Annotated in this window: 11 protein-coding genes and 1 riboswitch; of the genes, 2 read left to right on the forward strand and 9 right to left on the reverse strand. The window is 69.6% G+C overall.

All coding sequences use genetic code 11. The features are described 5' to 3' along the window. Window positions 1–2 precede the first annotated feature (2 nt). Window positions 3–896, forward strand: coding sequence for an STM4011 family radical SAM protein (locus CU044_RS32605; protein WP_129772342.1), 894 nt, complete (start codon window positions 3–5; stop codon window positions 894–896). On the opposite strand, the gene CU044_RS32610 is transcribed toward CU044_RS32605, so the two are convergent. Beyond that, window positions 886–1,710: an SGNH/GDSL hydrolase family protein gene (locus CU044_RS32610; protein ID WP_129772343.1), complete on the reverse strand. Its 825-nt coding sequence runs from the start codon at window positions 1,708–1,710 to the stop codon at window positions 886–888. The genes CU044_RS32605 and CU044_RS32610 overlap by 11 nt on opposite strands. 170 nt (window positions 1,711–1,880) lie before the next feature. Then, window positions 1,881–2,909: a M23 family metallopeptidase gene (locus tag CU044_RS32615; protein WP_129772344.1), complete on the reverse strand. Its 1,029-nt coding sequence runs from the start codon at window positions 2,907–2,909 to the stop codon at window positions 1,881–1,883. 4 nt (window positions 2,910–2,913) lie between these two features. Beyond that, a riboswitch (cyclic di-AMP (ydaO/yuaA leader) is annotated at window positions 2,914–3,105 on the reverse strand. Between the two features lie 417 nt (window positions 3,106–3,522). Here CU044_RS32615 and CU044_RS32620 point away from each other — a divergent pair. Beyond that, entirely contained in the window at window positions 3,523–4,335 is an 813-nt protein-coding gene (locus tag CU044_RS32620; protein ID WP_129772345.1) for a tyrosine-protein phosphatase, read from the forward strand. Between the two features lie 68 nt (window positions 4,336–4,403). Here CU044_RS32620 and CU044_RS39115 read toward each other — a convergent pair whose 3' ends face one another. From CU044_RS39115 to shc, 7 genes are all read right to left on the reverse strand, one after another. Beyond that, entirely contained in the window at window positions 4,404–4,553 is a 150-nt protein-coding gene (locus CU044_RS39115) for a DUF6126 family protein (protein ID WP_240045989.1), read from the reverse strand. Window positions 4,554–4,642: 89 nt separating this feature from the next. After that, window positions 4,643–5,266: an XRE family transcriptional regulator gene (locus CU044_RS32630; protein WP_129772346.1), complete on the reverse strand. Its 624-nt coding sequence runs from the start codon at window positions 5,264–5,266 to the stop codon at window positions 4,643–4,645. A gap of 74 nt (window positions 5,267–5,340) precedes the next feature. Continuing rightward, entirely contained in the window at window positions 5,341–6,732 is a 1,392-nt protein-coding gene (locus tag CU044_RS32635; RefSeq protein ID WP_129772347.1) for an aspartate aminotransferase family protein, read from the reverse strand. Further along, the gene (gene dxs, locus CU044_RS32640; protein WP_129772348.1) at window positions 6,729–8,717 is read right to left on the reverse strand and encodes a 1-deoxy-D-xylulose-5-phosphate synthase; all 1,989 of its coding nucleotides are present in this window, start codon (window positions 8,715–8,717) and stop codon (window positions 6,729–6,731) included. The genes CU044_RS32635 and dxs overlap by 4 nt, the downstream gene beginning before the upstream one ends. Window positions 8,718–8,805: 88 nt before the next feature. Next, on the reverse strand, window positions 8,806–9,825 hold the full coding sequence (gene hpnH, locus CU044_RS32645) for an adenosyl-hopene transferase HpnH (RefSeq protein ID WP_129772349.1): 1,020 nt from the start codon (window positions 9,823–9,825) through the stop codon (window positions 8,806–8,808). Window positions 9,826–9,830: 5 nt separating this feature from the next. Beyond that, a complete protein-coding gene (locus CU044_RS32650) occupies window positions 9,831–10,520 on the reverse strand; it encodes a 1-hydroxy-2-methyl-2-butenyl 4-diphosphate reductase (protein WP_129772350.1) in 690 nt (229 codons plus the stop codon). Beyond that, window positions 10,520–12,529, reverse strand: a complete 2,010-nt coding sequence (shc, locus tag CU044_RS32655) for a squalene--hopene cyclase (RefSeq protein WP_129772351.1) — start codon at window positions 12,527–12,529, stop codon at window positions 10,520–10,522. The genes CU044_RS32650 and shc overlap by 1 nt, the downstream gene beginning before the upstream one ends. Window positions 12,530–12,560: the final 31 nt, after the last annotated feature.

Raw genomic sequence — 12,560 nt, forward strand, 5'->3', positions numbered from 1 at the left:
CCGTGGACCTGACGATCCTCTACCGCGGCCCGCTCGCCTCCTGCGACTACGACTGCCCGTACTGCCCGTTCGCCAAGCGCCGCGACAGCCCGGACCAACTGCGCGCGGACCGGGCCGCCCTGGAGCGCTTCACCGCCTGGGCTTCGGAGCAGCGGGAGGACAGGCTGTCGGTGCTGTTCACCCCGTGGGGCGAAGGGCTGGTGCGCTCCTGGTACCGGCGCGCTCTCACCGAGCTGTCGCGGCTGCCGCACATCGGCCGCGTGGCGATCCAGACGAATCTCAGCTGCCGCACGGACTGGCTGGCGGACGCCGATCCCGCGAAGCTCGCCCTGTGGTGTACGTACCACCCGGGCCAGACGCCCTACGACCGCTTCCTCGCGAAGACCCACGAGCTGGCGGACCGGTCGATCCGGTTCAGTGTGGGGGTCGTCGGTCTGCCGGACCATCTGGAGCACGCCCGCCGGCTGCGCGCGGACCTGCCCGAGCAGGTGTATCTCTGGATCAACGCGGCCGAGGGGCACAGCTATACGGACGAGGAGGCCGACCGCTGGACGGCTCTCGATCCGCTCTTTCCCTACAGCCGCAGCCCGCATCGCTCGGCCGGTCTGCCCTGCCGTACGGGCGAGTCGGTGATCTCGGTGGACGGCGAGGGGACGGTGCGGCGCTGCCACTTCGTCCGCGCCGAGCTGGGCAATCTCTACGACGGGTCCTACCGGCGGGCGCTCGCTCCGCGGGCGTGCCCGCTGGCGGTGTGCGACTGCCATATCGGCTATGTGCATCTGGAGACGCTGCCGTTGTACGACGTCTTCGCCGGAGGGGTGCTGGAGCGGATCCCTGCGGGGATACGGTCGGCCCGACCCACCCCGGGAGGGGAGTCTCCCCGGGTCAGTGCTTGAGGGGCAGAAGGTCGGGCCGTTTCGCCTCGACATGGTCGCCGGACGACTCGCCGCGCAGCCGTCGCCCGATCCACGGCACCAGATACTCGCGCGCCCAGTGGATGTCGTCGCGCCGGCCCTCCAGCGTCCCACGCGGGGGCTGCGGCGGCCACGGCTGGTCCGGGTCCGCGGGCACATCGAGGCCGAGGACCTGCGCGGCGCGCAACGCCACGCGCGTGTGCCCCTCGGGTGACAGATGCAGCCGGTCGCCGTCCCAGGCGCGCCTGTCCTGGACGGACTTGAGCGACCAGAGATCGAGCACCGGGCAGTCGTAGCGGTCCGCGATGGCCCGCACATGGGCGGTGTACGTGGCGATCTTGCCGCGGAGATGGCGCAGCACGGGCACGCCCCGGGTGTCGAAGCCGGTGGTCACCATGACCGTGCCGACGGCGCCGGAGAGATCGGCGACGGCCCGCTCGAAACGCTCGGCGACATCGTCGGGGTCGGTGCCGGGCCGGATGATGTCATTGCCGCCGGCGCAGAACGTCACCAGATCCGGGGCGAGTTCCTTCGCGCGCGGTATCTGTTCATCGACGATCTGGTCGAGGAGCCGGCCGCGTACGGCGAGATTGGCGTACCGGAAATCGCCGTGGGCGGTGTTGTCCGTCGGACCCGAGACCGGCAGTTGGTCGGCGAGCAGGACCGCGAACCGGTCCGCCCAGCCGACATACATCCCGTCGGGGCCCGGATCTCCCACCCCCTCGGTGAAGCTGTCGCCGATCGCCGCGTACGACCCGAGTACGCCATTTCTTCTTGATCTCGAATCGTCTGCCACAGCACCACATCATTCACCGGCAGATGTGACCTACGCGACCGTAAGGAGGGGTTGACGCCGGGTGAGATATGCCATCGGTCAAGATTCGACCAAGCGGGAATAGCCGAAAACCGCCGCTGCCCGGCACGGGAAGTGCCGGGCAGCGGAATGGGCTGACGTGATCTGACGAATCAGAGGTTGACGCCGTTCTCCCGGAGGTAGGCCACCGGGTCGACGTCCGAGCCGTACTCGGGGCCGGTGCGGATCTCGAAGTGCAGGTGCGGTCCGGTGGAATTGCCGGTGGAACCGGAGAGTCCGATCTCCTGGCCCGCGCTGACACTGTCGCCCGCGGAGACCTCCAGGGACGACAGGTGGCCGTACTGCGAGTACATGCCGTCGCTGTGCTGGATGACGATCTGGTTGCCGTACGAGCCGCCCCAGCCGGCCGTCACGACCGTGCCGTCGCCGACCGCCTTGACGGGGGTGCCCGAGGACGCCGAGAAGTCGACACCGGTGTGGTAGCCGCTGGACCAGCTGGCGCCGGAGGCCCGGTACGGCGTGGAGGTGGGTCCGTCGACCGGCGCGGTGAAGCCGGAACCGGCGCTCGGCTCCGCCGTGTCGGGGGCGGGGGCCTGCTCGGTGGTCGAGGCCGCGGACTCGTCCGTCGAGCCGCTCGACGCGGAGTCGTCGGACGGGGCGGCGGCGGAGTCGGGCGAGGAGGAGTCGGCGGACGTGGAGGCGGAGTCGGCCGAGGAGCTGGAGGGTTCCGCCGGGGTCTCGGACGAGGAACTCGCCGCGGCCCTCGCGCCGAGGGTCAGCTTGAGGCCGGGGTGGATCAGCGACGGGTTGTCGCCGATGGCCTCCCGGTTGTCCTTGTACAGCCTGTGCCAGCCGCCACGGACATGGTGCTCGACGGCGATCTTGGAGAGATAGTCCCCGGCGACCACGGTGTAGGTCCTCGCGACCTTGGTGGCGGCGGCTCGGGCGGCGGTCTGCTTCGTCTCGGCCCGCTGCTGGGCGCCGGACAGGTTCTGGGCCGTGAGCGCCGAGGCGGGAACGGCGGCCTGCGGAGCGGTGGCGGGAGCGGCCTTCTCCGCGGCGTGCGCGCCGGTGGCGCCGATGAGCGGAAGCGCGATGGCTGCGCCACCCGTGCCGGCGGCGATGAATCCGCGCGAGATGGGGTTGGTCTTGGGACGGCGGTGCTTACCCTTCGCGGGCATGGCGAATTCCTCTCCGGCGCCTGCGAGGTGAGCTGTCGGGTTCGGGCTGGAGCTGCCCGGCCGCACGTCGTGCGCGACTTCACCCCAAGCCGTCCGGAGTTCCGGATCGGCGTACTACCTGGGTCCCCCGCTCCTGCCACGCGTTGATGGATGGATGCGAATTCCAAGCGGCGGCAGGATTCGGCGATCCGCTCGGATTGAGGCTGAAGGTAAGCGAGTCGGACGGCCGGAACAAGATGCTGTATTCCGGTGGTCTCAGCCGTTCCGGATATCGCCCGGGTTATCCGGTCACCCTGCGTGGATTCCGCTCTCCAATTTCCTTACGGGGAAGCAATTCCCCTTCCCGATACCACCACGCAACGTCACGGATATGATCCTGCTCACGGACCCGAGCCCATCTCCCCCGTGACCGGGGCAGGTTATACGGAATCACCCATTCCGGACAGATGGGCATGTGGGCGATATTCATCGACGCGGCGTGTCCGAATAATGCGCTTCTGCCCCCTCGGGTGCTGGGCTGATTGCCACAGGTTGCCTGAGGAACAAATGTCGTAGGGTCGGGAATCGACATCGTCGGCGAGCCGCGCCGACGGCAGACACGGAGGAGCACGCCGTGACGCAGCAGCTGCCGCAGGTCCCGTCGACAGAGCCCGAGTTGTCCGGCGTGCGCAACTTCCGCGACGTGGGCGGGCTGCCGACCACGGACGGCCGACGGGTGGCCCACGGCAGGCTCTTCCGCAGCGGGCATCTCGCCAACGCCACCCCGGCCGACGCCGCTTTCCTCTCCTCCCTCGGCCTGCACACCATCTTCGACTTCCGCAACGGCGCCGATCTGAAGCTCGACGGCGCGGACGTGGAGCTGCCCGGCGTACGCAATGTGAACCTGCCGCTCACCGATCCGGCGGACGGCGCCGAGTTCTGGCTGATGGTGCGGGACGGCGATCTCGACCAGTTGCGCTCGATCCTCTCGGACGGCAAGGCGGCGAACCGGATGATCGACTCGTACCGGACGATCATCACGGAACGCACCGCCGAGCACAGCCGCGTCCTGCACTCCCTCGCCGAGGACAGTGTCCCCGCGCTCATGCACTGCGCGGCGGGCAAGGACCGGGCGGGGCTCTCCATCGCGGTGTCCCTGCTCGCCGTCGGGGTGGAGCCTGAGGCGATCGAGGCCGACTATCTCAAGTCGAACGACCCGCACCGCCGCTACCCGATCCGCCGCAGCGACAGCTCGGCCGCCGGGATGTCCTCGGAGGTGATGGAGCTCCTCAGCCCGCTCTTCGACGCTCGCGCCGAGTACCTCGCGGCGGCCTTCGAGACCATCGAGAAGACCTGGGGCACCACCGACCGCTATCTGGCCGAGGGGCTCGGGCTCGCCCCCGAGACCCGCGAGCGGCTCCGCGCCCGCCTTCTCGACCAGGCCTGAGCGAGCGACGACGACGGCGACAGCGCCACTCCCGAGCCGCCACCCCTCGGGCCGCCACCTCCGAGCCGTTACCCCCGCGCGCCCATCTCGAAGAGCAGATAGAGGAACGCCGCGAAGAGATGGCCGGCGATCAGATAGGCGAAGAGCCGGATGACCAGCCCGCGGGGGAACTTCCCCTCCTCCTTCATGACATGACCGGGCGCGGCATTCTCCGACACGGCGTTCTCCGGCACGGGGTTCTCCGACACTGGGTTCTCCGACACGGGGTTCTCTGACTCGGGCATGGTGGCAGACCTCTCTCAGCAGGTCAGCGGCGATGAGCCCCGGCGCCGAGGCACAGCTCGGCGGCGGGGCTCTGCAGCAGGGTATGGACGAAGAGCAGCTCGGTCCCCTCGGGTCCGGCCGCCGCGATCCGGTGCGGGGTGAGCGAGTCGAAGTGCGCGCTGTCCCCGGGGTCGAGTACGTGTACGGCGTCCCCGAGGGTCAGCCGCAGCCGCCCTTCGAGGACATGGAGCCACTCCTCACCCGGGTGTACGCGGACGAGGTCGCCCTGCGCCCCGTACGGGACCTGGAGCCGCAGCGGCTGCATGGCCCGGCCCGAGCCGCCGGCCTGGTAGTAGGTCCAGCCGTCGGCTTCGACCGGTTCCATCCGGTCGGCCCGGACGATGGGATCCCGTTCCGGCGGAATCTCCCCGAGCAGCTCGGAGACGGTCGTACCGTAGATACGGGCGAGGCTCAGCAGCATCGGGAGCGACGGTTGTCTACGGCCGGTTTCCAGCCGGGAGAGATGGGCCGGGGAGAGTCCGGCCCGCCGGGCGGCGTTCTCCAGGGTGAGCCGCCGGCCGCGGCGCAGGTCGCGCAGGCGGGGTGCGACATCGGGCAGCTGGCCGGACAGGTCTTCGCCGGCCTCTCCGGCGGGAGGTGTGCTCATACGTCCATTGCGCCAGGAACTTTCCTCCGAGGCAAATTTCTTACCTCGGAGGCAAAACGACCTCCGGACGCGCGCTACCGGTTGGCCACGGCCTGCTTCACCAGGGTCCGGCCGAAGTCCCACATCAGTCCGCCACCGCCGTGGGCGTCGTCCATGACCGCCGTGAAGGCGTCCACGAAGCGCTCGACCTCCCTCTCCCCGATGGTCAGCGGCGGAATCAGCTTGATCACTTCCAGATGGTCGCCGGAGACCTGGGTGAGGATCCGGTGCTTCTGGAGCAGCGGTACGACCACCATCTGCGCGAAGAGTCCCTTGCGGGCCGCCTGGAGCATGGTCCACCGACCGCGCAGCTTGATCGAGTTCGGCCGGCCGAACTCGATGCCGATCATCAGGCCACGGCCGCGTACCTCGTACAGCAGCTCATAGCGGTCGACGAGCGCGGCCAGGCGTGACCGGAGCAGATCCCCGGTGGCCCGAGCGTTGGCCACGACGTTCTCGTCCTCCATCACGGACAGCACGGCCAGCCCCGCGGCCATGGCCTGGGCGTTGGATCCGAAGCTCGCCGAGTGGACCAGCACCCGGTCCATCGAGGAGTAGACCTTCTTGAAGATCCAGTCCTTGCCCAGGGTCGCGCCGACGGGTACGTAGCCGCCGGAGAGCGCCTTGGCCACACAGACGAGATCCGGCTCCACCCCCTCCTCGTGCTGGTACGCGTAGAAGTCCCCGGTCCTGCCGAGGCCGGTCTGCACCTCGTCGACGATGAGCAGTGCCTTGTGCCTGCGCAGCAGCTCCTGGGCCGCGCGCAGAAATCCGGGCGGTGTCTCGTGGACGCCCTTGCCCTGGATCGGCTCGACGACGAAGGCGGCCACATCGCCCCGCTCGAGCTCCCTCTCCAGACCGTCGAGATCGCCGAGCGCGAGAGCGGTGTCGGGCAGCAGCGGTGCGAAGCCGTCCCGGAAGCCGTCCTCGCCGTTGACCGACAGCGCGCCCGTGGTGAGCCCGTGGAAGGCGTGCGAGCAGTACAGGATCCTGGGCTTCCCGGTCGCGTACCGCGCGAACTTCAGCGCCGTCTCCACCGCTTCCGTACCGCTGTTGCCGAAGAACACCCGGTCCAGATGCGGGGAGTGGGCGAGCAGCTTCTCGGCGAGGAGTCCGGGCAGCGGCTGGCAGTCGAAACGGGTGAGATCGGCGAGCGAGGCGTCGAGGACGTCGTGCAGCGCCTTGCGTACGACGGGGTGATGCCGGCCGAGACCCATGACGCCGAAGCCGGCGAGCATGTCCAGATAGTCGTTGCCCTCCTCGTCCCAGAAGTAGGCTCCCTCGGCCCGCTCGTAGAACCGGTCGAAGCCGATGGTGTGCAGCATGCGCGGGAGCTGGTGGTTGAGGTGCTTGGTGTACAGCTCGTAGCGCTCGGCGCCGCGCTCGGCGAGCAGCCGCGACAGGTCGAAACCCGTGGGCTCGGTCATTCCGCGCTCTCCTTGCCTGCCGGGCTCGTCCTGCCTGCCGTGTTCTCCCTGCCCGCCGGGTTCTTCCTGCCCGCCGGGTTCCGCTCGCTCGCCGGCTTCCCCACCCGTGCCCGGCTCTCGTGGCGCGCCAGGGCCGCGCTGATCCGGCCCGCGATCTCCACCGGGGTGAGACCGATGTCGGCCAGCACCTCACCCCGTTTGGCGTGGGCGAGGAACTCCTCCGGAATGCCGAAGGTCCGCAGCGGTACGTCCACCCCGGCGTCACGCAGCGACTGTCCGACGGCCGAACCCACCCCGCCGCTGCGGCTGTTGTCCTCGACGACCGCGACCAGCCCGTGCCGTTCCGCCAGCGGGGCGAGCTGTTCGTCGACAGGCTTGACCCACCGGGGATCGACCACCGTGCAGCCGATACCGCGCTCCGCGAGCAGCTCCGCCGCCTGGAGGCACACGGGCGCGAGCACCCCCACCGCAACGAGCAGCACCTTCGCGTCCGCCGCGCGGCGCAGGACGTCCATCCCTCCCACGCGTCCGACGGCCGGGATCTCGGCGCCCGCCGGCTCCTTGGCGAACCGGACGACCGTCGGCGCGTCGTCCACGGCCACCGCCTCGCGCAGCTGCGCCCGCAGCTGTCCCGCGTCGCGCGGCGCCGCGATCCGCAGCCCGGGTACGCACTGAAGGACCGACATGTCCCACATGCCGTTGTGCGAGGCCCCGTCGACCCCGGTGACCCCGGCCCGGTCGAGTACGAACGTGACGCCGCACCGGTGCAGGGCGACATCCATCAGCAACTGGTCGAAGGCGCGGTTGAGGAACGTGGCGTAGACGGCGACGACCGGATGCAGCCCGCCCGTGGCGAGCCCCGCCGCGGAGACCGCCGCGTGCTGCTCGGCGATCCCCACGTCCCAGACCCGGTCCGGGAAGCGCTCGGCGAACTTCGTCAGCCCGACGGGGTGCAGCATGGCCGCCGTGATCGCCACCACATCGGGCCGCTCCTCGCCGATCGCGACGAGCTCGTCGCGGAACACCGAGGTCCAGGTCGGGCCGCTCGACGGTGCCAGCGGCTCGCAGGTCAGCGGATCCATCACGCCGACCGTATGGAAGCGGTCCGCCTCGTGCTCCAGCGCCGGCGCGTAGCCGCGCCCCTTCTCCGTCAGACAGTGCACCAGCACGGGCCCGTGGAAGCGTTTCGCGCGCCGCAGCGCCGATTCCAGGGCGGCTGTGTCATGTCCGTCGACCGGTCCGACGTACTTGAGACCGAGGTCCTCGAACATGCCCTGCGGGGCGAAGGCGTCCTTGAACCCCTTCTTCGCGCCGTGCAGCGACCCGTACAGCGGCCGGCCCACCACGGGGGTGCGCTGGAGTACCTCCTTGCCCCAGGCCAGGACGCTCTCGTAGCCGTCGGTGGTACGGAGGGTGGCGAGGTGATCGGCGAGTCCTCCTATCGTCGGACCGTAGGACCGTTCATTGTCGTTGACCACGATGATCAGGGGCCGGTCCTTGGCCGCGGCGATGTTGTTCAGTGCCTCCCAGGCCATCCCGCCGGTGAGCGCCCCGTCCCCGATGACCGCGACGACATGGTCCTCGCCGCCCAGCACCTCACGGGCCTTGGCGAGTCCGTCGGCCCAGCCGAGAACCGTCGAGGCGTGCGAATTCTCGATGACATCGTGTGCGGACTCGGCGCGCGAGGGATAACCGGACAGGCCGCCCTTGCCGCGCAGTTTGGAGAAGTCCTGTCGGCCCGTGAGGAGTTTATGGACATAGCTCTGATGGCCGGTGTCCCACAGAATTCGGTCGACAGGCGAATTGAAGACCCGGTGCAGGGCGATGGTCAGCTCCACCACCCCGAGATTGGGCCCGAGATGGCCGCCGGTTCTGGCGACCGCCTGGATCAGGAACTGTCTGATGTCCTCGGCCAGTTCACCGATGTCGCTTTCACTCAGCGCCTTGAGATCGCGCGGCCCCCGGATATTCTCCAAGACTGACACGCTCGGGCCCCCTCTCGGAATGCTTCCTCAGCTCACGGTGACGGCGGGAGTCCCCGGCGGACCCCGTCGTCGGACTGTCCGGTCGTCGTCACCGCGTCCCGGCGACCGTCTCACGGACCGCCCGCAGCGACTCCTTGAGGGAGCCCATGGTGGCGAGGACGGCGGTCGGCTCATAGCCGCAGTGCGCCATGCAGTTGGCACAGCGCGCGTCCTTGCCGCGGCCGTACTTGTCCCAGTCCGTCTCCTCGATGAGCTGCCGGTACGTCGGCACATACCCGTCGCTCATCAGATAGCAGGGCCGCTGCCAGCCGAAGAGCGAGTAGTTGGGAATGGCCCACGCCGTGCAGGGGAAGTCGGCCTTGCCTTCGAGGAAGTCCAGGAACAGCGGTGAGTGGTTGAGACGCCAGCGCGCCCGGTTACCGCCGGCGAACGACTTCCTGAACAGCTCCCTGGTCTGCTCGACGCCCAGGAAGTGCTCCTGGTCGGGGGCCTTCTCGTAGGCGTAGGCGGGCGAGATCATCATCTCGTCGACCTTCAGATCGTCATTGAGGTAGTTGAGCACCTCGATGATGGTCTGCGGGGTGTCGGTGTTGAAGAAGGTGGAGTTGGTGGTCACCCGGAAACCGCGGCGCTTGGCCTCCTTGATGGCCGCCACGGCCTCGTCGAACACCCCCTCCTTCGCCACGGACTCGTCGTGCCGCTCACGCAGCCCGTCGATGTGCACCGCGAAGGCGAAATACGGCGAAGGGGTGAACTTCTCGATCTTCTTGCGCAGCAGCATCGCGTTGGTGCACAGGAAGACGTATTTCCTCTTCGCCACCAGCTGCCGGACGATCTCGTCGATCTGCGGGTGCATCAGCGGCTCGCCACCGGCGATGGAGACCATGGGCGCCCCGGACTCCAGCACCGCCCCGACGGCCTGGGCAACGGGCATACGCTGCTTCAGGACGCCGGCCGGGTGCTGGATCTTGCCGCAGCCCTCACATTTCAGATTGCAGGCGAAGAGGGGTTCCAGCTCGACGATGAGCGGAAACTTCTCACGCTTGCGGAGCTTCTGTTCAAAGAGGTACGTCCCGACCCTGATGGTCTGACGGAGCGGCATGGCCATCTAGCTCACCTCCTGGGGAGCAGCAAAGAACGGTGCCATTCGTGGAAAGCCGGAAGGACGGCACGGAGAACACGGAAGGCTGATATTCCACCGCGCACTGTGCCAATACGGACGAGCTCATGCTCTGGAGCGTCCACGACCACCCGGACGGCCGCAACCGGGCGGGACCCGGCGCTCAGAGCACTTCGGAGCGTTGCCGCGGACTCCATGTCCACCGCGACCGCCCCCGTGGCGCGCAGTTGGGCCCTCTCCTGACCCCGGACCACATGGTCGGAGCCGGTCAGCGGGCCGGTGTGGACCATATGGCCCGGCACGGCCCTGGCCAGCGCGTCCACCAGCAGCCCTGTGCTCGTACAGGGCGTGGAACCGTCCGGGTCCCGGGTCTCGTCGGCGACGATCAGATCCCCCGGGTTCATCCCCGGCACGAGTCCGGCGCAGAACCCGGAGGCGATCACGGCCGCGTCCCTGTTCCGGGCCTCTCCCAGCGCCCGTACCACGGCGCGCTCGGCGTTCCTGGGTCCCATGCCCGTACGCAGGACGGTCACCGGGCCCGCCGCGCCGGACCGGCCCGCGCGCAGGGCGAACCGCTCGATGCCGAGCGCGCAGGCGATCAGCAGCGGCACGGCGGGACCGGGTGCCGGACGCGACGACGGACCGGAGGACGGAGCCGAGGACGGACCGGAGGACCGCTCCATCAGCTTCCCTTGCGGACGCCCGCGCGGACCGCGAGCGGCTTGGGCTCGCCGTGGAGGTACCGGCCGAGAGCGGTGAGCGGGAAGACCTGCCGGTAGAGGTGGTAGTTGATGGAGAAGTCCCAGGGGAAGCCGGTGCCGGTGAAGTACGGCTCGTCCCAGGAGCCGTCCTCCCGCTGGGACCCGGCGAGCCAGGCGATCCCCCGTTCGACGGCCTTGCTCTCCCGCTCGCCGGCCGCGAGGAGCGCGAGCAGCGCCCACGCGGTCTGGGAGGCGGTCGTGGCACCGCGTCCGATCCACGCCTCGTCGTTGTACGACCGCAGATCCTCGCCCCAGCCGCCGTCCTCGTTCTGCACGGACCGGAGCCAGGCGACGGCGCGGCGGATCGCGGGGTGGGAGGCGGGCAGTCCGGCCGCGGTCAGCGCGGGCACCACGGAGCCTGTCCCGTATACGTAGTTGACGCCCCAGCGGCCGAACCAGGCGCCGTTGGTCTCCTGCTCGGCGAGGAGCCACTCGATGCCGCGGCGGGTGCCGGGGTGGTGGGACTTGCCCTCGAAGGCGAGCATCTCGACGACATGCGCGGTGACGTCCGCGGACGGCGGGTCGATGACCTCGCCGAAGTCGCAGAAGGGCAGCCGGTTGGGGAACGGGCTGGTGTTGTCGGCGTCGAAGGCGCCCCAGGCCCCGTTCCGCGACTGCATGCCCAGATTCCACCGGGCGCCGCGCTCGATGGCCGCGTCGAGCCGTCCGGCGTCCGGGTGTCTGACCCGGCGCAGCGCGAGGATGACCTCGGCGGTGTCGTCGATGTCGGGGTAGTTGTCGTTGTGGAACTCGAACGCCCAGCCGCCCGGGGGGAGTCCGGGCCGGCGTACGGACCAGTCGCCGGGGCGCACGATCTGTTCGCCGATCATCCAGTCGGCGGCCTTGACCAGGGCCGGATGGTCCGGGTTCAGCCCGGCGTCGGCGAGTGCGATGGTGGCGAGGCAGGTGTCCCAGACCGGGGACTGACAGGCCTCGATCATCCGGGCGCCGTCCGCGCGCCGGACGGCGAACCGGTCGAGCGACTCCAGACCGGCACGCATGATCGGGTGGTCGAGGTCGTAGCCGAGCAGATGCAGCGCGATCAGGGAGTAGACGGCGGGGGGCTGGATTCCGCCCCAGCAGCCGTCGTTCTCCTGCCGTTCGATGATCCAGCGCGCGGCGGCGTTCATCGCGGTACGGCGCAGCCTGCGCGGCGCGACCTTGTGGTAGGCGTGCAGCGCCTTGTCGAGGCGCTGGAACACACCGTCCCAACTGGTCATGGGCGCGAAGGACTTGTCCGGGCGAGGACGCGCGGGGTCGGAGTGCAGCTCGTCCAGGGCGAACGGAGCGGGCCGTACGGGCCGCTTCGCGGAGACGATCGTGAGCGGCACGATCGTCTGCCGAGCCCAGCAGCCGAAGTCATAGATGTTGAGCGGGAACCACTTGGGGAAGAAGATCAGCTCGGGCGGCAGTTCGGGCAGGTCGTCCCACTTCCACCAGCCGAAGAGGGCGAGCCACACCCGGGTGAAGACCCGGGAGCGCGCGATGCCGCCCCGTTCGCGCACCCAGTGGGAGGCGCGCGCCATGTGCGGGTCCTCGGGGCTGTCTCCGGCCAGCCGCAGGGCGACATACGCCTCGATGGTGGCGGAGAGGTCGGCGGGGCCTCCGTGGAAGGTGGCCCACGTTCCGTCGGCGCGCTGCTCACCGCGGATGAAGAGGGCCGACGCCTCCGTGGTGCGCGCGTCCTGGACTCCGAGGAACTGGCGGAGCAGCAGATCCTCGGCGTCCATCGTCACATTGGTCGCCAGGTCGCCCTTCCACCAGCCCTGGGCGTCCTGCCTGCCGAGCAGATACTCGACGGATCGTGCGGTGGCCCGCTCGGCGGCGACCCGAAGGTCACCGCCCGCGGGGGTGATGGTTTCGGTCGGTTCGCTGGCCGAGGCTGCGCGGGGTCCCACGGCCCCGGTGCTCCCGTCGGTCGTCGCTGTCATGGCTTCCCCTTCGTGCAGTGGTGTGCTTCTG

This window comes from Streptomyces sp. L-9-10, from assembly GCF_004151105.1.
In the GTDB taxonomy this organism is placed as follows: Bacteria; Actinomycetota; Actinomycetes; order Streptomycetales; family Streptomycetaceae; genus Streptomyces.